Raw genomic sequence first — 20,499 nt, 5'->3', positions numbered from 1 at the left:
AGGAGATGCGGGGCGCGGCGAGCGCCGGTGGCGGGGCGTGTGCGGTCCCGGGCCGATGCCCTGATAGACGGCGTTCGCTACGTCGCGACGACCGCCGTTCCTCGCGTCGGCGAGGAGAAGTGTGACGACGATCCTCGGAACGTGCGGGACCGTGGTCGCAGCGCGTCGAACCTCGCTCCGCACTCGGTGGGCCGCGCACGCTCGACGTCGTTTCACGTGAAACGATGAGGCGTTCGCACACGAGGAGGCAGACGACCCGATGCAGCACGAGTCCGTAGGCAACGAGGATCCGGACATCCCCCGGGAGGCGTTGATCGAGTACTTCGGTGACGCGTTCGTCGTCGTCGAGAAGTTCGCCGAACGGTTGCGGAGCGAAGGCGAGCTGCGCGGTCTCATCGGACCGCGGGAGGTTCCGCGGATCTGGGATCGTCACATCCTGAACTCGGCCGCCGTCGTGCCCTTCCTGCCCAGGACCGGGTTGATCGCTGACGTGGGATCGGGCGCCGGCCTGCCGGGCGTCGTGATCGCCGCCATGCGGCCGGAGGCGACCGTCTACCTCATCGAACCGATGGAGCGGCGCTGCGCCTGGCTGACGGAGATCGCCGAGGACCTCTCCTTGCCGAACATCGAGGTCAAGCGAGGACGGGCCGAGGAGTATCACGGGGCGTTCGAGTGCGACGCGGTGACGTCGCGAGCCGTCGCGGCACTCGACAAGCTCGCGCGACTGTCGCTCCCGCTGGTTCGACCCGGCGGAGAGATGATCGTTCTCAAGGGTCGTAACGTGAGTCGCGAGATCGATCCGGCGCGGAAGGTCCTGCGCAAGCTCGAGGGGTCGGAGCCGGAGATCATCGAGGCACCGACGCTCCCCGGCGTGGAGACCACGACGGTCGTTCGTATCGTGCGGCAGACTGGATCCCGCTGATCTGGGGAACGGGTGCCGAGGACGTGAGCGACACGCCCGATCTCGGCCCCGACATCCGTCGAAAGCCATGGCGCACGGCGGATGCTGAGAGGCGACGACGGAGAGGATGAGACGCGTGACGCAGAGCCCTGTGGGCCCCGACGGCTCCGAGGAGCAGGTGGCGCTCTCCCACGACGGGGAGGGCGATCGGAGCATGGGAACCGAGGACGACCGCCGGGCAGCGCTGATGGCGAGTCTTCCCGTCGCCGACGAGTCGACGCCGTTGGCGGCTCAGCTCGCGGAGGACGCTCGCCGCCGGATCGACCTCCACGGACGTCGCTTCCCCCGACCGGTGACGACCCGGATCATCACCGTCGCGAACCAGAAGGGCGGCGTCGGGAAGACCACGACGACGGTGAACCTTGCCGCCGGGCTGGCGATGGCCGGGCTCAACGTCCTGGTGATCGACAACGATCCCCAGGGGAACGCGTCGACCGCTCTCGGCGTCGAGCATCGCGCAGGGACGCCGTCGGTCTACGAGGTTCTCGTCGATGGCGACCCGTTGGCGAGTGCGGTGCAGCAGTGTCCCGACATCCCCACCCTCTGGTGCGTCCCGGCGACCATCGATCTTTCGGGTGCAGAGATCGAGCTCGTGTCGCTCGTTTCACGTGAAACACGGCTTCGTCGTGCGCTCGATGAGTATCTCGCCCAGCGTGAGCGCGACGGCCTCGAACCCATCGACTACGTCCTCGTGGACTGCCCGCCGAGCCTTGGCCTCTTGACGGTGAACGCCTTCGTGGTCGGTCGGGAAGTGCTCATCCCGATCCAGTGCGAGTACTACGCCCTGGAAGGCCTGAGCCAGCTCCTCAAGACGATCGAGCTGATCAAGGCGCACCTCAACCCGGGGCTCCATGTCTCGACGATCCTGCTCACGATGTACGACGGCAGGACGAACCTTGCGCAGCAGGTCGCCAGCGAAGTCCGCGAGCACTTCCCGGAGCAGACGCTGCGCACGACGGTCCCGCGCTCCGTGCGCATCTCGGAGGCCCCGAGCCATGGGCAGACGGTCATGACCTATGACCCGGGGTCGACGGGGGCCCTCGCGTACCTCGAAGCGGCCCGCGAGCTCACGCAGCGAGCGGAGAACCGTAGCGACGAGGGGACGAGCGAGGACCGTCAACGGAACGCCGACTTGCGGCCACCCCAGGACCCTCCGGGGTCAGCACATTCCGGTTCCACGTCTCACCACGATCATGAGTTCGCCGGCACCATCGGTGGTCCCGGCCTGCGGCAGGAGGAACAGCGATGAGCGAGAAGCGCCGAGGACTCGGTCGAGGACTAGGTGCCCTGATCCCGACGAGCTCCGAGGGCAGGCGGCCCGTCGACGTCTTCTTCCCGAGCCCTGCCACGGACGAGGCGAAGCACCACGAGACGGCCGGCGCCGCAGAGACTTCTGTCGACCAGCAGGCCGAGGAGGCGGCAGCCACCACGAGTGTGACGACGCTGGTGGCGGACGCGGACGCGGACGCGGACGCCGGGCCCGCTGACCTCGCGTCCCTTACCTCGCTCTCGGACGCGGACCTCGCTGAGCTGGATGCTGTGGCGGCGGGGGACACCGCCGACTCGAGCGCGAGCCTGGCGCCGACTCGCGACTCGTCGACGACAGACCAGGCGACGACAGACCAGGCGACGGTCGACTCGGCAATGACGGGCGCGGTTTCACGTGAAACGACGTCGGACTCCAGCCTGAAGGCCGGCGAGGAGGAGATCACCGCAACGGAGCCTGGTGCCTCTTCATCTGCGGGATCGACCAGCGTGGAGGAGTGGGCAGGCGGGGCCGCCGACGACCTGGTGCCCGTTCCGGGCGCGCGGTTCGCCGAGCTCCCGACCTCGTCCATCCGACCCAACCCGCGGCAGCCGCGCACCGTCTTCGACGAGGGCGAGCTCGACGAGCTCATCGGTTCCATCCGAGAGATCGGCGTGCTCCAGCCGATCGTCGTGCGCCCGGTGCCGGGGGAGTCCGGCGCGTATGAGCTGATCATGGGCGAGCGCCGCTGGCGGGCGACGCAGGCAGCGGGTCTTGATGTCATCCCGGCCATCGTCCGGGAGACCGACGATGCCGACCTGCTGCGTGATGCGCTCCTCGAGAACCTGCACCGCAGTGCTCTCAATCCCCTCGAAGAGGCAGCCGCGTACCGGCAGCTCCTGGACGACTTCGGCTGCACTCACGAGGAGCTGGCGGACCGCATCTCGCGAAGCCGTCCGCAGATCTCGAACACCCTGCGTCTGCTGCGCCTGCCTCCGCTGGTACAGCGTCGGGTTGCTGCCGGAGTGCTGTCGGCAGGACACGCCCGGGCGCTCCTGGGGCTCACGGACGGTGCGGAGATCGAGCGCCTGGCGCAGCGCATCGTCGCCGAAGGCCTCTCCGTGCGGGCGACGGAGGAGATCGTCGCGATGGGCGGTCTGGACGGGGAGCGTCGCCCGCCGCGAACTCCTCGCGCCGGACAGCGGTCCGCGGCGATCGACGAGCTCGCGCATCGGTTGTCCGATCGCTTCGAGACGCGCGTCAAGGTCGACCTGGGCAAGAACAAGGGCCGTCTCACCGTGGAGTTCGCGTCCGTCGAGGACCTCAACCGCATCCTCGATGTCATGGCGCCCGACGACCCGGGTCTGTTGCGGAAGTAGACGACGATCGCGCCGGTGTTGTCGGTGAATCTGCGTCGACCAGCGTCGGCTCGCGGGATCACCTAGGGGGCGGGTGCGCACGCCATACGGCGAGTGCACCCGCCCCGCTGGCCTGTCGGGAGGACGGACCGCACCTCGTCTCCTCAGCATTACGGTGAGACGCGTGATCCGGCCTCACCGGCGCGCGTCCGAGTCGCATGACCAGCAACCCCTGTGTCGGCCGGTCGCCACAACGCGCTGTGCCCGTGGCGCGTGGTGAGGGAATTGCGTATCTACCGCAGACCCGCCTCGGGACGGGCGGAAGGAAGACTGCCGGGTGGAGCACAAGGCTATTCAGCGAGTGCTGGAACGCCTCGCTGACGAGGACGGCCGTGTCACGATGGGCGGCCTTCGCTCACACCCTTCGAGCGCTGTGTACACGCGAAGGTGATGGTTCCCGCCCGAAGGCAACGGCGGATGTTCCACGTGAAACGGCAGACCAGCGGCCGCGCGCGGGGCATACGCCGTGGAGCGCTCGCGGCTCGGCAGACCCAGCTTCGCCGAACGCTTCTCTGGGAGCGCCCGCGTTGCGTACGCGTGCGAGGTCGTCGCGCCCCGCCTCGACCGACACCGTCGCCGTTCACAGCGTTCCTCCTCGCGCAGAGTCGAGACGCGCATCACGGAGCAGGCTGTGGTCGCGACGTGTTTCACGTGCAACATGTCCGGGACGACGTGGCTGCTGATCCGCTCCACGACGGCGAGCAAGCAGAAGGTCGACGCCGAGCTCCTCATACGCTGCAGCGCCAGCCCATCGTCGAGGCAGCGTAGGCCCGCGGCGCTCTCCGCTCGGAGGCGCGCGCGTCGGAGGCGAGGCCAAACCGCCCCGGAGATGTCGGGCAGATCAAGCGCTCCGTGATGTGGCCGCTCTGGCATCCTGCCAACGGGTCGATGTGCGGGGCGGCGCCTCGTTGTTCTTTGCGGCAGAGGCCGAGGACCCCCGACACCACGCAGATGCTCTGCCAACGGGATGGCCCGTGAGCGGGGCGGCCCTCGGGTCTTCGACGATGGGCCGCAGAGCTGTCGCTCGCGGTTCAATGGCCGACGCCGCTCGATGCCGCTGCCATGCACCACGGCCGACCTCGGGCGCCGGTCGACGGTCCGCCGGAGTCCTCTCGTGAGAACACAGGGGCGTCGCGGCTGGTCGGTACGCGGACGGGCCGGACAACGCGGCGCCTTTCGCTCACGCGCCGTGACCGGCTGTTTCACGTGGAACATCGGAAGGTCGTGGCACCGTCCGATGCGGCTGGGCTAGACACCGCGCACCTACCCGCACCGCGTCGTCCGACTCCGCAGGTGAAGCGCCAGGGCGCGCGACGCATCGGCGGGGCTGGAGGCCACAGCCCGGCACCGGGGGAGGGGAGGGGCTCCCGTGATGCGCCGCCAGGGTCACCAGGGGTGGACCTGGATGCAGGGGAGGGGCTCCCGTGATGCGCCGCCAGGGTCACCAGGGGTGGACCTGGATGCAGGGGAGGTCAGAAGTGCCGCGGTCGGGAAGCTCGCCGCGTGAGGCTCGCTCTTTTCGCTCTCGACCATCCCGATTCCGCGGCAGCCGTGGACGGTCAGCGGCGTCAGGCATCGGTACGGGCGAACCCCCCGCCCACCCGAGACCATCGCCACAGTGGCTCTGCTGCACCGTGCGCGTCGCCGTGGGTGGGAAAGCTCTCCGCCTTCGGAGAATGAGTCAGCACGGGTGCGTCCACACGAACCAGACGTCTACGCGCTTCGCGAGCGCGACGCCGTGCGTCGCCCAGTCCATGGGCGCGGACCCGGGACGCCGTCCGGGGACGGCGCGTTCGCGACGCGGGGCGGTTCGCCCGGAGAGTGGCCCCGCGCGAAGTCGGCCGGTCCCATCAGGCGTGTTTCACGTGAAACGACGCTCCTGTCGGCGACCCCGAGCCGACCTGTCGGTGGGGCGCGAGGGTGCACCGTTCGAGATCATGACGGGAACGTGGGTCGGGCCGGGAACGAGCATCCGCGCCACGGTCGTGATGGGTCGCATCAGTCGGTGCTATCCCGTCGGGCCACCACACCGCGAACTCCGTCGCGGCAGGTCGTGGCATCGCCGTGTCTCTCGCTCACCAGTGCCACCGGAGTGGGCCGAAAACGAACCCCGCGGAGTGGGCCGAAAACGAACGGCGCCGCCGTTTCACGTGAAACAGCGACGCCGGTCAGCCAGGCGGAGGAGGGATCAGTGCCGCACGTGCGCGTTGACGAGAGACCGGTAGAGGTGCCCGAGATCGAGTCCGGCAGCGCGTGCCGCCTGGGGGAGGAGGGACGTCTCGGTCATCCCCGGCGCGACGTTGACCTCGAGGAACTGCACGACCCCGTCAGCGTCGAGGATGACGTCCGTCCGGGAGAGGTCGCGGAGACCGAGCGCGGAGTGGGCTCGAACGGCGACCTCGCGGACGACGCCGAGGACGTCGTCGTCGAGTCGCGCCGGTGCGAAGTACTCGGTGCGGCCGGGGTTGTAGCGTGCGTCGAAGTCGTACGGACCCGTCGTCACGATCTCGACCGGCGGCAGGGCCTCCGGACCGCGGCCCAGGTCGACGACGCTCACGGCCAGCTCGACACCGCGGACGGCCTGCTCGATGAGTGCGACCTCGCCGTACGCGAAGCAGTCGACCATGGCGCGAGGAAGCTGGTCGGCTCGCTCGACGAGCGTGACGCCGAGCGCGGACCCGCCGTGCGTCGGCTTCACGACGAGCGGCAGCCCGAGGCGTGCGACGACCGCGTCGAGCACGGGCTGGGCGCCGAGCTCGCGGAACAGGCTCTGGGGGAGGGTGACGTACTCCGGGGTGCACAAGCCGGCCCCGAGGACGACGTTCTTCGCCACGGGCTTGCTCCAGGCCGCACGGCTCTCGCGCGGACCGGTGCCGACGTAGGGCACGCCGACGAGCTCGAGGACGTCGCGGATGGAACCGTCCTCTCCGCTGGCACCGTGGAGGAGCGGCCAGACGACGTCGGGTCGTGCGGACTCGAGGAAGGGGAGGAGGTCGGCGTCGACGTCGTGCACGGTCACCTCGAGACCGGCGGCGCGGAGGCTCTCCGCGACACGGCGCCCGGAGCGGAGCGAGACGTCGCGCTCGTGCGAGAGACCGCCGGCGAGGATGGCGACGTGCCCGCCCGGGGGGACGTCGTCGTCGGGCCGGAGAAGGTGAAGGTGCTGGTCAGGGCGCTGCGCGTCCGTCGAGGTCGTGCTGTCGGGTACGCCGCTCGTCGTGGGGCTGCCCGTGGTCGTGTCCACTGGTGACGGACTCCTGTTCGGTGCCGCGGGCGCCCGGTGGGGCGGCCGCGGCGTCGTGTGGTGAGGGGCTTCAGGCCAGGTTCGGCGAGGGGTTCTCGACGTCCGTGACGTCGGGGTCGAGCTCGGCGTTGGTGCCGAAGATCTCGACGAGCTCCTGCTCGGCGTTCACGACGCCCGCGAGGCGACGGACGCCCTCGCGGATCCGCTCCGGGGTCGGGAAGCAGTAGGAGAGGCGCACGTGGCTCGCGCCCGTGCCGTCGGCGTAGAACGCGGTCCCGGGGACGTAGGCGACGCGCGCGGTGACCGCGCGGGGGAGCATGGATCGCGCGTCGAGCCCGTCGGGGAGCTGGACCCAGGTGTAGAAGCCGCCGTCGGGCACCGTCCAGCGCGCCGAGGGGAGGTGCTCGGCGAGGGCGCCGATCATGGCGTCGCGACGCTCGCGGTAGAGCTCACGGAACTGCTTGATCTGGCCCTTCCAGTCGCACGTGTCCAGGTAGGCGGCGATGGCGAGCTGCGACGCGTTCGACGGGCACAGGATCGCGGACTCGCTGGCGAGCACGAGCTTCTCGCGGACGGCGTGCGGCGCGACGACCCAGCCGACGCGGTAGCCCGGGGCGAAGGTCTTCGAGAACGAGCCGAGGTAGAGGACGCCGTCCTCGTCGAGGGATCGCAGCGCGGGGAGCGTCTGGCCGTCGAAGCCGAGCAGCCCGTAGGGGTTGTCCTCGATGACGAGGACGCCGTATCGCTGCGCGATCTCGAGGATGCGCGGGCGGCGCTCGGCGGTGAGGGTCACGCCGGCGGGGTTGTGGAAGTTCGGGACGGTGTAGAGCAGCTTGACACGACGCCCGTCGGCGGCGAGGCGCGCGAGCGTCTCCTCCAGCGCCTCCGGGACGAGACCGTGCTCGTCGAGGGGCACGTGCACGACGTCGGCCTGGTACGACCGGAACACGCCCAGCGCCCCGACGTAGCTCGGCGCCTCCGCGACGACCACGTCGCCCGGGTCGACGAAGATCCGCGTGACGAGGTCGAGCGCCTGCTGCGAGCCGGTCGTCACGACGACGTCGTCGGGGTGGCACTCGATGCCTTCCATCCGCACCACGTCGAGGATCCGCTCACGCAGGGTCTCGTCGCCCTGGCCGGAGCCGTACTGCAGCGCCGTGGCACCGCGCGTCGCGACGAGGCGCTGCATGGTGTCGGCGATCTGGTCGAGGGGGAGGCCTTCGAGGTACGGCATGCCGCCGGCGAGCGACACGACCTCCGGCCGGTTCGCGACCGAGAACAGCGCTCGGATCTCCGACGCTCGCATCCCGTGCGCTCGCTCTGCGTAGGCACCGAACCACGGGTCGAGGCGGGTGCCGCTGGGAGCGGGCTGCTGCGAGGGAGTCGTCGGTCCAGTCACGATCCCCAGTGTGGCACGGAGGATCGGGGGATCGCGTGAAGACGCCGGAGGGCGGACCACCGTGCTGGTGGCCCGCCCTCCGGCGTGCGTGGTGCGAGGTCGCTCGCGGACCGTGCGGTCGCGGGAGGCGACGGCTCAGACGGTCGTGGCGAGCACGGCGTCGATCTCCTCCGTGAGCGCGCGCTTGGGGCGCGCACCGATGATCGACTTCTGCAGCTCGCCGCCGACGTAGACGTTGAGCGTCGGGATCGACACGATGCCGTAGGCGGCGGTCGTCTCGGGGTTCGCGTCGGTGTCGAGCTTGGCGATCTTGATCTTGCCGTCGTACTCCTCGGCGAGCTCCTCGAGGATCGGCGCCACCTGGCGGCACGGGCCGCACCAGGTTGCCCAGAAGTCGACGAGGACGGGGACGTCGGACTCGAGGACCTCCGCGCGGAAGGTGGCGTCGGTGACGGGGACGGTCGACATGGTGAACCTCCTGGGGACGTCGGTGGCTGCGGTGCGGGGTCAGGCCTGGAGCTCGGCGAGCGCCTCGGGCAGCTCGTCGGGGTTCGGCGTCTGCGGGGTGCCGGCGAGGTCCGCGAGGCCCGCCGCGTCGGCGAGCTCGGTGAGGTAGCGCTGCGCGTCGAGCGCGGCGGAGCACCCCGAGCCGGCGGCGGTGATGGCCTGGCGGTAGGTGTGGTCGACGGCGTCGCCGCACGCGAACACGCCCTCGAGGTTGGTCGCGGTGGTGCGCCCGACGACCTGGATGTAGCCCTCGTCGTCCAGGTCGATCTGACCCTTGACGAGCTCGGTGCGGGGCTCGTGGCCGATCGCGACGAACAGTCCCGTCGCGGGGAGCTCGCGCTCCTCGCCGGTCACGGTGTCGCGCAGCGTCACGCCCTCGACCTTCTTGTCGCCCTCGATCCCGGCGACCTCGCTGTTCCAGGCGAACTCGATCTTCGGGTCGTTGAGCGCGCGGTCGGCCATGATCTTCGACGCGCGCAGCTCGTCACGACGGTGCACCAGCGTCACCTTCTCGGCGAAGCGGGTGAGGAACGTGGCCTCCTCCATCGCCGAGTCGCCGCCGCCGACGACCGCGATGTGCTGGTCGCGGAAGAAGAAGCCGTCGCACGTCGCGCACCAGGACACGCCGCGGCCGGACAGGCGCTTCTCGTCGTCCAGGCCGAGCTCGCGGTACGCGGACCCGGTCGCGAGGATGACGGCGCGGGCGCGGTAGGTGTCACCGTTGCCCGTCACGACGGTCTTGACCGGCCCCTGGAGGTCGAGCAGCGTGGCGTCGTCCCACTCGATGCGCGCGCCGAACCGCTCGGCCTGCTTCTGCATGTGGTCCATGAGCTCGGGGCCCATGATCCCGTCGGGGAACCCGGGGAAGTTCTCGACCTCGGTCGTGTTCATCAGCGCACCGCCGGCGGTGACCGACCCCGCGAGCACCAGCGGGGACAGGCCCGCGCGCGCCGCGTAGATCGCCGCGGTGTACCCGGCGGGACCGGACCCGACGATGATCAGGTTCTGGACGGCTGACTGCTCGGTCACGTGCTGCTCCTCGGATGCTCGGTGCGTGGCGGCCGACCACGCGAGAGTGTGAACGCCGCCGGGGCGGCTTCTGTTCCACGGTACGGGGGTTCGCGGGTCGGCGGGTGCTCGGCTCACCGTGGGTGCGAACCGACCGGCACCCGGCTCGCCGCGGCGATGGTCCCGGCGCCGGCCCGCGGCCGTGCCGGCCGACACGGTGCCGTGGGCGGGCGCTCCACGGCACCGTGGCGCCGGAGCGAGGGGCGGTCGGCGACGTCGCACGTGCCCGCGACGAGCACCGCACCACGGGCACGAGCGCAGCGGCAGGCGACGCCGCGGACCGTGGGGGACCCGGCGTCGGGCCCCCCACGACGTCAGGAGACGAGGATCTCGTTGATCTCCGCGCGGTACTCGCCGGCCGGGTTCTGCGGCAGCTCGGTGAACCACAGGACGATGGACTCGGCCTCGACCGGCTGCTCGAACGTGAACGTCGCACCGGGGGAGAGCGGCCCGGAGGCGAGCACCGTGCCCTCGGTGGGGGTGTCCGGGCTCGTCGCGCGGATCTCGACGTTGCCACCGTTCGTCGCGGTGTCGATGACGATCGACGAGACGGGCGCCTTCTCCTCGAGGGTGACGGCGAAACCGATCCCCGAGCGCAGCCCGGCGAAGTCCGCCGCGTTGTAGCGCCGCGAGATCCACGTCGTGTCCGGCTGCTGGTCGTAGGCCAGCGACGCCAGCTCGGGGTGCTCGCCGTCGTTGTTGCCGGCGGCGTCGCCCTCGGGGTCGAGCGCGGTGCCGGACGCGATCATCGGGCGGACCTCGGGCGCGGGGGGTGCCTCCTCGCCCGCGGAGCCGGTGCCTTCACCGCGCTCGGCCGGTGCCTCCGACCCGCCCGCGGTGGGCTCGTTGGTCTGCACGGCGGGGCCGAAGCCGTCGAACGCCGTGTTGACGGCCCAGACGACACCGCCGACGACGAGGGCCAGCACGAGCACGAGGACGATGGGGGTCGCGTTGAACCGTCGCGGCCCGCGCCGCGACGGGACGGGCTCGCTCCACGCTTGCGCGGCGTCGGGACCTGCGGGCGGGGGCGGCGGGGACGCCGGGTCGTACGGCAGGGGAACGGTGCCCGCGTCGTAGCCGACGGGCGGCGGCGGGACCGAGTACGCCTCGGCGGTGGGCGGCGGCACGGCGGCGGTGGCCCCGGTCGCCGCCCCGGCGGCGTACGCAGCCCCCGCGCCCGCACCGGCCGACCCCGGCACCGCGCCGACGCGGTGGATGCGTCCGGTCGTCGGACGGCGGACGGGCGGCGCGGGCGGCGGCGTCCCGGGCGGCGCGCTCGCTGCGCCGTCGAACGCCGTCCGCACCGACTGGCGGCTCACACCGGCGGCGGGCTGCACGAACGCGGGCAGCGCCGCGACGACGGAGACCTCGCCCCAGGGCTCGACCGCACCCACGACGTCGGCGGGCGAGCGCGGGCCCTCTCCCCGGGGCGTCGCGGTCCACTCCGCGGCGGTGCCGTGGGTGCCGGCGAAGGTCTCGGCGCACAGCTCGTCGAGCTCGGCGGGGACGTCGGGACGGACGTCCGAGAGGGCGAGCACGCTGTCGCCCGCGCGCTGCGCGGGCAGCGGGTGGATGGAGTCCGCGGCGATCCAGGGGACGTCGAGGGACGGCCCGGCCCAGCGGGCCGTCATCGCGTAGTAGAGGAGCGCGACGAGCCCGACGGCGTCCGCGCGCGAGGTCTGCTCGGCGTCGTGCTGGTCGTGGCCCGCCACGCCCGCGTCGAGCCCGAGGCCCGTGACGAGCACGCGGCTGCCGTCGACGCGCACCGCGTCCGGGCGCAGCGCGAGATGGTGGACACCGCGGCGCCGGGCGACCTCGAGCGCCGCGGCAGCCTCGCCGACGATGGCGCGGGCCTGCTGCGGGTCGACGATCCCGCCGGCGACGACCTCGCTCAGCGTGATGCCCGTGTAGCGCTCGGTCACGACGTACGCCACGCCGTCCTCGGACCCGACGTCGAGCACCCGCGTGAGGCGCGGGTCGACGACGAGCGCCGCGCGTCGTGCGGAGTCGAGCGCCTCGGCGACGTGCGCGCCGGTGACGACCGAGAGCCGCACCGGTCGGTCGAGGATCTGGTCGTGGGCCGACCATGCCGTGACGTCCGACAGGTCGGACGCGAGCTGCTCGTCGAGCCGGTAGCGCGCGACGAGCAACGTTCCTGGGGCCACGCCGTTCACCGGACCTCCTCCGTGTGGGACTCGTGGTCGAGACCCCATGGTACGCGGGCCCGGATTGCCCCCGTATCACCGGATACCCGCACGTCAGACGTGTCGCGTCACCGGCGGACGAGGCGTCTGACGCGGCCCACGAGCGGTCCCGCGAGCTGGTCGAGCTCCCGCACGCGCATGAGCTTGAGGCCGCCCGCGTAGACGAGGCCCATCACGGTGCCGCCGACCGCCACGACGACGACCGACTGCCACCACGAGAGCCCGTAGATCCCGTCGGCGGGGTCACCCGAGAGCACGACGAAGGCCCGCAGCACGCCCCACCCGGCGACGGCGCTCACGAGCGCGGCGAGGCCGGCCTTGACGTGCAGGCGGAGGATCCGCGCGCCGTCGAGCCCGTGGAGGGTGCGGCGCAGGCCGACGGTGCGGAGCCCGACCGCCACGAGGTTGGACAGGCTCATCGCGAGGCCGATGCCCACGACCCACAGCTGAGGAGGGAGGACCTGCGTGCCGAGCCACGACACGCCGACGAGCACGAGCGTGCCCGGCACCTGGATCCAGAAGACCGTGCGCCCGTCCTCGAACGCGTAGTAGACCCACTTCATGAGGACCATGCCGCCGAGCGGCACGAGCCCGAGCGCCATCGCGCGCAGCACCATGGACACGGCCTCGCCCGAGGCGGCGTCCACCGAGGGCACGAGCAGCTTGGTGACGGGCAGGGCGAGGACGACGAGGACCGCCGTCGCGAACACCGTGAACACGCCGACGGTGCGCACGCCGCGCGAGAGGTCGTGCCGCACGCGCGCGAGGTCGCCCGCGTGGGCGGCCGCGCTCATGCCCGTGAACAGCGCCGTCGCGATGGAGACGGTCACGAGGGAGTGCGGCAGGAGGTAGATCATCAGCGCCTGCGTGTAGGCCGCGTTGCCCGCGACGGCCAGCGCGTCCGAGAAGGCGCCGGGTGCGCCCGTCACGAGCCCGGTGACGGCGCCCAGGGTCCCGGGGTCGTCGCGGTAGGCCCCGAAGGTCTGGGCGAGCGCCGCACGGGGCGCCTCGCTCGCGAAGCGCGTCGTGAACAGGACGCCGACCTGCTCCAGGAGGACGGCGGCGAACGTCCACAGGGCCACCTGGCCCGCGGACCGCAGGCCGATGCCGTGGAGGCCGAACCGCAGGTGCCAGCGGAAGCCCGCGCGCCACAGCGGGACGACGAGGATGAGCGCCTGGGCGGCGACGCCGAGCGTCGCGGTGCCCGCGAGGAGCGCGATCTTGGTCCCGTCCCACTGCGTGAGGTCGTCGACGTTCCCCGTCGCCGCCGGGCCGTACAGCGCGATGAACGCCGCGAACCCGGCGATCGACACGACGTTGTTGAGCACGGGCGCCCACATGAACGGGCCGAACTGCCCCCGCGCGTTGAGGACCTGCCCGAGCAGCGTGTACAGGCCGTAGAAGAAGAGCTGGGGCGTGCACCAGAACGCGAACGCGACGGCGAGCGACGTCTGCGGTGCCGTCCAGCCCGGTCCCGTGTACAGCGCGACGAGGATGCTCGAACCGGCCGTGAGCAGCGCGGACAGGGCCAGCAGGATCACGCCCGAGAGCGTGAGCAGCTTGTCGAGCCGCTCCTGCGTGTTGCGCGCGCGGTAGGCGCGCACGATCTGCGGGACGAGGACGGCGTTGAGCACGCCGCCCGCGAGGATGGCGAAGAGGACGTTGGGGATCTTGTTCGCGACGTCGAACGCGTCCGCCACGAGGCCCGTCGTGCCGATCGCGGCGACCAGCAGGACGTTGCGCACGAGGCCGAGGCCGCGCGAGACGAAGGTGCCGGACGCCATGAGCGCCGACGACCGGCCGAGACTCCCCGTGCGGGGTGCCGGGGCCTCGGTGGCGCCCGCCTCCGCGGTCTCGTCGGGGGTGCCCGACGCCGCGGGGTCGCCGGGGAGGGCGCCGCGGTCCGGGGCGACGGCGCGCGCGGTGCCGGGGCGTGGCCCCCGCCCGGCACCCGCGGGCCGGACGTGCCGCGGCTGGCCGGGGCTCACTCGACGCGCTCCTCGTCACGCCGGGGCGGTCCGTCGGACCCGCCCGGCGCCGCGGCCGGCGCGTCCTGCGGCGACGGCTGGTCGAGCGTGGCGCCGGCCAGACGACGGGGCGAGCGGCCACGACGCACGGTGCGCCAGATGCCGGCGAACAGGGCGATGACGAGCAGGACGGCGACGACGACCGTGCCGACGGACTCCCAGTCGGCCCGCACCCGCACGACGAACTGCTGCGGCTCCGCGACCCGCACCTGGGGCTGCGCGGCGCTGACGAGCTCGACCTCGACCGTGACGTTGCCGCTCCCGAAGCCCTCGACCGGCACCCCGACGCTCGCCTCGGTCGGGACGAGGTCGCCGTCCGCGTCGCGCGTCGCCGCCGGGATCGTCACCGTCGTGCGCTCCGGGGCCCGCAGCCGGGGGTCGTCCGGACGGAGCACGACCTGGACCGTCGCATCCTGCGTGAGGGTGCTGCGCACCCGGACCGGCAGGTCCTCCTGCTCGGCGACGAAGAAGAACGACGAGCGCGTCTCCACCGAGAGCCCGCCCCGCACCGCGGCGGACCGCTGCTCGGCCTGCTGGACGGCGAGCGTGCGCGACGGCGGCGCCGCGCGGTAGGCGACGGCCGTCGGCGTGACGAACGCCGGCTCGAGCGGGCGCGTGAGCGCCGTCGGGTCCGCCGCGACCGTCGCGAACGCGGCGAGCTCCGCGCGCGACCGGTCGAGGGACCGGAGCTCGGCGGCACCGATCTCGCCGTCGGCGGGGGCGTCCTCGGGCAGGGACGCGCGGTCGACGGCGGGCGGCTCGACCGCGAGGAGCTGGTCCACGGGCGCGAGGTCGACCCAGCCGGAGTCGCGCAGCGCGTCGAGCCGCGCCGTGAACAGGCCGGGCTCGGGCTCCCACGACCGGGGCAGGGCGGCGAGGACGTGCCGCTGGTCGGCGGGGCGCTCGCGCGCGATCACGGCCGTCTCGGCGAGCAGGCGCTGCGTGGCGGAGACGCCGGAGCCGTCGCCGGCGGAGAGCAGCGCGGTGAGCACCGGGTCGGCGACGAGCGCCGTGACCGGTCCCGCGGACGTCGTCACCGTCGCGACGCCCGAGGGCGTGTACGTGAGCGACTCGTCCGGCGCGAGGCCGCCCGGGCCGACGACCGTCGCGGTCGCCCCCGACGCGACGGCGAGCGTCGTGGTCGCGAGGTCGGGGACGGCGTCGGCCGGCCAGGCGAGGTCGGTGCGCCACCCGTTCGTCGGGTCCGGGGGCGCGGGGGTCCCCGTGTCCGCGGCGTCGTCGGTGCCGTCGGTCGTGTCGTCAGCCGACGTGCCCGACGCCGGGTCGGACGAGGTGCCCGACGACGGCAGCGGCGTCCCCTCGGGCAGCGCGAGGCCCGCGTGCGCGAACGCCGCGACGTCCGGGTCGTAGGCGCGCAGCGCGAACGTGGAGCGCCCGGCGGTCGCCCCGCTCACGGCGTCCGCCCAGGCGTTCACCGCCGGGTCGGCGGCGACGGCGGCCGCCGCGAGCAGCGCCGGGTCGGCGACCCAGCCCACGTCGGACGTCCCGCCCGTCGCGGCGAGCAGGCGGCCGAGCCGTCCCTCGCTCGCGACCGCGGCCGAGAGCGCGTCGTCGTACGCGACCGGGTCGGGGTCGACCGGAGGGCCCGTCACCGCCGCGACCACGCTGAGCCGCACGGGAGACACGTCGTCCGCCGGGGCCCGGAGCGCGAACGTGCGCTGCACGGCGAGGCGCGTACCGCCGTCGGACACGGCGACCGCCAGGCCGCGCGGGCCCGGGTCGTTGCCCGTGCCGAGGCCGAGCTCGGCGGCCGACGCGGAGAGCGTCACGTCGGCGCTCTCCCCGGGGGCGAGCGGCCGCCCGACGTCCTCGGTGGCGACGGTGGCGCCGACACGCCCGTCGAGACCGGTCGTCGTCCAGCTCTCGAGCGCGGACCGCGTGCGCAGCGCGCGGCGGTCGACGCCGAGGGTCACCGCGGGGGAGCCGAGCGTCTGCTCCGTCCCGTTCGTCACGCGCGCGGTGACGGTGAGGGTGCTGTCCGGCGCGAGGACGGTCGGTGCGAACGACGTGAGCTCGAGCGTCACCGCGTCCTCGCCCTCCGGGACCGTGTCGGCCGCGGCGGGCGGGGCCGCCGTCGTGCCGCCGAGCAGGACGCCGGCCGCGACGACCAGCACCAGGAGCAGGGTGACGAGCAGCCGTGCGGTCGGACCGCGGAGCGAGGCCGGCGCGGCGCCGGGAGGGCGCGCACCGCTGCGGGAGGAGGGCGTCATGAGTGGTCGGTCGAGCTCCGTGGGGCGGGCGGTGCCGGGCCGCCGCGGCCGTCGTGCGGGTGGCCGTGCGGGCGGACGATCGTCCGGGTCACACTACTCTCGACCACCCCGTGGAACCGCGTGCGACGGCCCTCGAGGACGCCCTGCGCGACGACGGCGATGCGCCGCTCGTTCGGGTACGCCAGCCGGGCCGGAAGGTCCACGACCGGGATCCAGGCGACGTCCTCGGCCTCGCCGTCCGGGTCGCCCTCGACCGTGAGGTGCCCGCCCGTCGCGCGGAGCAGGAAGTGGTGGACGACCTTGTGCACGCGCCGGTCGTCGCCCGTGAACCAGTAGTCGATGACGCCGAGGGGCTCCTGCACCGCGCCGCGGATGCCCGTCTCCTCCGCGATCTCGCGGACGGCCGCCTGCTCCGGCGTCTCGTCGCCCTCGAGGTGGCCCTTCGGCAGGCACCACTCCAGGCGGCCCCCGCGGTTGCGCCGCGCGATGATCGCCGCGCACGGGTAGCCACCGGCGACGGTGATGACGAGGCCGCCCGCGGAGACCTCGTCGACGACCGGGAGCGGCGCCGGCGCGGGGCCCGGTCGCGAGCGCGGGTCGATGCGGAGGGCGTGGCCGCCCGGCGGGGCCGGGACGGGGGCGGGCTGCCCGCGGCCGTCGCCACGCCCGCCCGCCGGATCCCTCCGGGGGTCGTCGGCGTGCGCGGGGGTGGACATGGGTTCAACTTTACCGAGTGGGCACCCACCTCCCCGGGACCGGCTCCCCGGCGCGGGCGCCGCATCTGGCAGGCTTGGGTGTCGTGCCCCAGCCTTCGTCCCCCTCGCCGTCGCCCCAGCCGACACCGCCCGCGACGCCGCACGCGCTCGAGCTGCAGCGCCGCGCCCTCGCGGTGCTCACCGAGATGGCGCCCGCGGCGATCGAGCTCGGCGAGGCATTCCGGGCCGCGGGCCACGAGCTCGCGCTCGTCGGGGGACCGGTCCGCGACGCGTTCCTCGGGCGGGCGAGCAACGACCTCGACTTCGCCACCTCCGCGTCGCCCGACGAGACCGAGGCGATCCTCGCGCGGTGGGGCGACGCGCACTGGGACATCGGCAAGGAGTTCGGCACGATCGGCGCGAAGCGCTTCGGGAGCAGCGGCCCCGGTGACGACCTCGTCGTCGAGGTGACGACGTACCGGACGGACGAGTACGACCCGACGTCACGCAAGCCCGTCGTCGCGTTCGGCGACACGCTCGAGGGCGACCTGTCGCGCCGCGACTTCACCGTCAACGCGATGGCCGTGCGGGTGCCGGACATGACGTTCGTCGACCCGTTCGACGGCCTGGGCGACCTCGCCCGCCGCGTCCTGCGCACCCCGATCGCCCCCGAGCGGTCGTTCGACGACGACCCGCTGCGCATGATGCGCGCGGCGCGGTTCGCCGCGCAGCTCGAGTTCGACGTCGACGGCGGGACGCTCGCCGCGCTGGTCCTCATGACCGAGCGCATCGAGATCGTCTCGGCCGAGCGCGTGCGCGACGAGCTGTCGAAGCTGCTGTGCGGCGCCGCGCCGCGGCGCGGGCTCGAGGTCCTCGTGGACACGGGCCTCGCCGACCACGTGCTGCCCGAGCTGCCCGCGCTCAAGCTCGAGATCGACGAGCACCACCGGCACAAGGACGTGTACGAGCACTCGCTCACGGTCCTCGACCAGGCCATCGCGCAGGAGACCGGGCCCGACGGCGCCGTCCCCTCGCCCGACCTCGTGCTCCGCCTCGCGGCGCTCCTGCACGACGTCGGCAAGCCGCCCACGCGCCGGTTCGAGGCCGGGGGCGGCGTGAGCTTCCACCACCACGAGGTCGTCGGCGCCAAGATGGTCGCCAAGCGCCTCAAGGCGCTGCGGTACGACAAGCAGGTGGTCAAGGACGTCGCGCGCCTCGTCGAGCTGCACCTGCGGTTCCACGGCTACGGCGACGGCGCGTGGACCGACTCGGCCGTGCGCCGCTACGTGACCGACGCCGGCCCGCTGCTCGAGCGCCTGCACCGCCTCACGCGCGCCGACTGCACGACCCGCAACCGGCGCAAGGCCCAGCGGCTGCGCGAGTCGTACGACGACCTGGAGCGCCGCATCGCCGACCTCCAGGCGAAGGAGGAGCTCGACGCCGTCCGCCCCGACCTCGACGGGCAGCAGATCATGGAGATCCTCGGGATCCGCCCCGGGCCCGTGGTGGGGAAGGCGTACAAGCACCTGCTGGAGCTGCGCCTCGACCGCGGCCCCGTCGACGAGGAGACGGCGCGCGCGGACCTCCTGCGGTGGTGGGCCGAGCAGCCGGAGTCGTCGGCGTCCTGAGCGTGGCCCGCCCGCGTGCGCGCGGGTGAGCGCTCGGGGGCGAGAAGAAGCAGGAACACCGCAGGGGTGCCGCTCTCGGGCTGAGAGCGGCACCCCTTGCCGTGCGCGCGGGTGCGACGTCGTGCCGGACGCCTCAGACGTCGTCGGTGGCCAGGGCGGCCTCGACCTTCACGTCCGCGGTGCGGGCGTCCGTGGCGCGGGAGTCCCCGGTGCGGGCGTCCTCGACCGGGGCGTCCTGCGTGCCGGGCTGAGCCGGGCCGTGCCCGTGCGCCGGCGGCGCGCTGCGGCGCAGGAGGAACGACAGGCCGACGGCGACCAGCATGACCGCCGTGCCCCAGACGAACGCGTCACCGACGCCCTCGGCCAGCGCCACCCGGGGCGACGCGCCCGCCTCGCCGTAGGCGATCGAGCGCGACGTCATGACCGCGACGAACATCGCGGTCCCGGCGGCGCCTGCGAGCTGCTGCACCGTGCCGATCGAGGCGGAGCCGTGCGAGTACTGGTGCGGCTCGAGCGACGAGAGCGCGGACGTGAACAGCGGCGTGAACATGAACGCGAGGCCCAGGCTCAGCGTGACGTGCAGCGCCAGGACGAACCACGGCGACGAGTCCGCGTGGATCGTCGTGAACGCCGCGAGGGCCACCGCGACGACGCTCACGCCCGGGATGACGAGCGGACGCGGGCCCACCCGGTCGTAGAGCCGGCCGACGGTCGGGCCGAGCAGACCCATGAGGAGCCCGCCCGGGAGCACGATGAGCCCGGTCGCGAGCGGCTCGAGGCCCATCGCGTCCTGGAGGAACAGCGGCAGGAGGATGAGCGACCCGAACATCGCGACCATGCCGACGGCCATGATGCCGAGCGGCACGCTGAACCCGCGGCGCGTGAACACGCGCAGGTCGAGCAGGGCGCGGTCCTCGCGCTGGAGGACGATCTGCCGCCACGCGAACGCGGCGAGCGCGAGGACGCCGAGAGCGAGCGGCACGGCGGGCGGGACGACGGGCGTGTGGCGCGCGGCCTCCCCGATGCTCGAGAGCCCGTAGACGAGCCCGCCGAACGCGAACGCCGCGAGGACCAGGGAGAACGGGTCGAGGCGCGAGTGCGTACGGTCCGCGACGTCCCGGATGTACAGGAAGCCGAGGAGGAGCGCGACGAGACCGATGGGCAGCACGATGCCGAAGACCCACCGCCAGCTCAGGGAGTTGAGGATGAGGCCCGAGAGCGACGGACCGAGCGCGGGCGCGGCAGCCATGACGATCGAGATGTTGCCCATGACCTTGCCGCGGATGGCCGGCGGCACGAGCGTCATGATCGTCGTCATGAGGAGCGGCATCATGATGGCCGTGCCCGACGCCTGGACGACGCGCCCGACGAGCAGCCACGCGAAGCCGGGGGAGAGCGCGGCGAGCAGCGTGCCCGCGCTGAACAGCGACATCGCGAGCAGGTAGGCACCGCGCGTCCCGAGCCGCTGGAGCAGGAACCCGGTCGCCGGGATGACGACGGCCATGGTCAGCATGAACGCCGTCGTGAGCCACTGGCCGGTGCTCGCGGTGATCCCGAGGTCCGCCATGAGCGGCGCGAGCGCCACGCTCATCGTCGTCTCGTTGAGGATCACGACGAACGCCGAGCCGAGCAGCAGCGCGATGACGAGGAAGTCCGCCCGGGGGAGGCGGTCGACGGCGGCCGAGGTGTCGTGGGTGGGGGAGGCTGTCACGGTGTGTCTCCGCTCGCGTCGGTGGCGGCCCGGGCGCAGGGTCGGACCCGGTCGGGGGGCAGGGTGCGCTGCAGGGCAGCGCGACGGTCGCGTGCGGGGGCACGCGACGACGGTGTCGGTTCGGTCGGCGGGGTCACGAGCAGGGTGACGCGACCCGGGA

General features: G+C 73.1%; 12 protein-coding genes and 1 pseudogene. 4 read left to right on the top strand and 9 right to left on the bottom strand.

Annotated elements, in window-relative coordinates; translation table 11 throughout:
* Nucleotides 1-259 precede the first annotated feature (259 nt).
* The 3 genes from rsmG to ACI769_RS10075 all read left to right on the top strand — a co-directional run bounded on the left by rsmG (nucleotide 260) and on the right by ACI769_RS10075 (nucleotide 3,586).
* On the top strand, nucleotides 260-922 hold the full coding sequence (rsmG, locus tag ACI769_RS10085; RefSeq protein ID WP_043651568.1) for a 16S rRNA (guanine(527)-N(7))-methyltransferase RsmG: 663 nt from the start codon (nucleotides 260-262) through the stop codon (nucleotides 920-922).
* A 115-nt stretch (nucleotides 923-1,037) separates the two neighbouring features.
* Nucleotides 1,038-2,210, top strand: a complete 1,173-nt coding sequence (locus tag ACI769_RS10080; protein ID WP_332306493.1) for a ParA family protein — start codon at nucleotides 1,038-1,040, stop codon at nucleotides 2,208-2,210.
* Nucleotides 2,207-3,586 carry a ParB/RepB/Spo0J family partition protein gene (locus ACI769_RS10075; protein ID WP_409141546.1) on the top strand — a complete coding sequence of 460 codons (1,380 nt, stop codon included), beginning with the start codon at nucleotides 2,207-2,209 and terminating at the stop codon, nucleotides 3,584-3,586. Before ACI769_RS10080 ends, ACI769_RS10075 begins: the two co-directional genes overlap by 4 nt.
* A gap of 2,227 nt (nucleotides 3,587-5,813) precedes the next feature.
* Here the strand turns inward: ACI769_RS10075 and ACI769_RS10070 are convergent.
* From ACI769_RS10070 to ACI769_RS10035, 8 genes and pseudogenes are all read right to left on the bottom strand, one after another.
* Nucleotides 5,814-6,734 (bottom strand): D-alanine--D-alanine ligase, encoded by a 921-nt coding sequence (locus ACI769_RS10070; RefSeq protein WP_076404571.1) that lies wholly within the window; start codon nucleotides 6,732-6,734, stop codon nucleotides 5,814-5,816.
* Nucleotides 6,735-6,939: 205 nt separating this feature from the next.
* The gene (locus ACI769_RS10065; RefSeq protein ID WP_061268283.1) at nucleotides 6,940-8,268 is read right to left on the bottom strand and encodes a PLP-dependent aminotransferase family protein; all 1,329 of its coding nucleotides are present in this window, start codon (nucleotides 8,266-8,268) and stop codon (nucleotides 6,940-6,942) included.
* Between the two features lie 135 nt (nucleotides 8,269-8,403).
* The gene (gene trxA / locus ACI769_RS10060; RefSeq protein WP_021479912.1) at nucleotides 8,404-8,736 is read right to left on the bottom strand and encodes a thioredoxin; all 333 of its coding nucleotides are present in this window, start codon (nucleotides 8,734-8,736) and stop codon (nucleotides 8,404-8,406) included.
* 39 nt (nucleotides 8,737-8,775) lie between these two features.
* Nucleotides 8,776-9,804 carry a thioredoxin-disulfide reductase gene (gene trxB / locus ACI769_RS10055; RefSeq protein WP_021479913.1) on the bottom strand — a complete coding sequence of 343 codons (1,029 nt, stop codon included), beginning with the start codon at nucleotides 9,802-9,804 and terminating at the stop codon, nucleotides 8,776-8,778.
* A 353-nt stretch (nucleotides 9,805-10,157) separates the two neighbouring features.
* Nucleotides 10,158-12,008 carry a protein kinase family protein gene (locus ACI769_RS10050; RefSeq protein WP_232322667.1) on the bottom strand — a complete coding sequence of 617 codons (1,851 nt, stop codon included), beginning with the start codon at nucleotides 12,006-12,008 and terminating at the stop codon, nucleotides 10,158-10,160.
* A gap of 107 nt (nucleotides 12,009-12,115) precedes the next feature.
* A complete protein-coding gene (gene murJ, locus ACI769_RS10045; RefSeq protein ID WP_340697512.1) occupies nucleotides 12,116-14,035 on the bottom strand; it encodes a murein biosynthesis integral membrane protein MurJ in 1,920 nt (639 codons plus the stop codon).
* Nucleotides 14,032-16,305 carry a DUF6049 family protein gene (locus ACI769_RS10040; protein ID WP_409141545.1) on the bottom strand — a complete coding sequence of 758 codons (2,274 nt, stop codon included), beginning with the start codon at nucleotides 16,303-16,305 and terminating at the stop codon, nucleotides 14,032-14,034. Before ACI769_RS10040 ends, murJ begins: the two co-directional genes overlap by 4 nt.
* A gap of 128 nt (nucleotides 16,306-16,433) precedes the next feature.
* Nucleotides 16,434-17,021, bottom strand: a pseudogene (locus ACI769_RS10035) (NUDIX hydrolase); the annotation flags it as partial.
* A 152-nt stretch (nucleotides 17,022-17,173) separates the two neighbouring features.
* On the opposite strand from ACI769_RS10035, the gene ACI769_RS10030 reads away from it, so the two are divergent.
* On the top strand, nucleotides 17,174-18,628 hold the full coding sequence (locus ACI769_RS10030; RefSeq protein ID WP_409141562.1) for a CCA tRNA nucleotidyltransferase: 1,455 nt from the start codon (nucleotides 17,174-17,176) through the stop codon (nucleotides 18,626-18,628).
* 133 nt (nucleotides 18,629-18,761) lie between these two features.
* On the opposite strand, the gene ACI769_RS10025 is transcribed toward ACI769_RS10030, so the two are convergent.
* Nucleotides 18,762-20,339 (bottom strand): MDR family MFS transporter, encoded by a 1,578-nt coding sequence (locus tag ACI769_RS10025; protein WP_409141544.1) that lies wholly within the window; start codon nucleotides 20,337-20,339, stop codon nucleotides 18,762-18,764.
* Nucleotides 20,340-20,499 lie beyond the last annotated feature (160 nt).

Origin of the sequence: Cellulosimicrobium sp. RS, assembly GCF_046159675.1 — a bacterium.
Classification (GTDB): domain Bacteria; phylum Actinomycetota; class Actinomycetes; order Actinomycetales; family Cellulomonadaceae; genus Cellulosimicrobium; species Cellulosimicrobium funkei.
The sequence above is the reverse complement of the archived record's forward strand: the minus strand, read 5'-3'. Positions and strand labels throughout refer to the sequence as shown.

Excerpts from the sequence above, each read along its gene's own strand:
- ACI769_RS10040 (WP_409141545.1), bottom strand. The coding sequence starts at position 16,305 with ATGACGCCCTCCTCCCGCAGCGGTGCGCGCCCTCCCGGCGCCGCGCCG.
- rsmG (WP_043651568.1), top strand. The coding sequence starts at position 260 with ATGCAGCACGAGTCCGTAGGCAACGAGGATCCGGACATCCCCCGGGAG.
- ACI769_RS10075 (WP_409141546.1), top strand. The coding sequence starts at position 2,207 with ATGAGCGAGAAGCGCCGAGGACTCGGTCGAGGACTAGGTGCCCTGATC.
- trxA (WP_021479912.1), bottom strand. The coding sequence starts at position 8,736 with ATGTCGACCGTCCCCGTCACCGACGCCACCTTCCGCGCGGAGGTCCTC.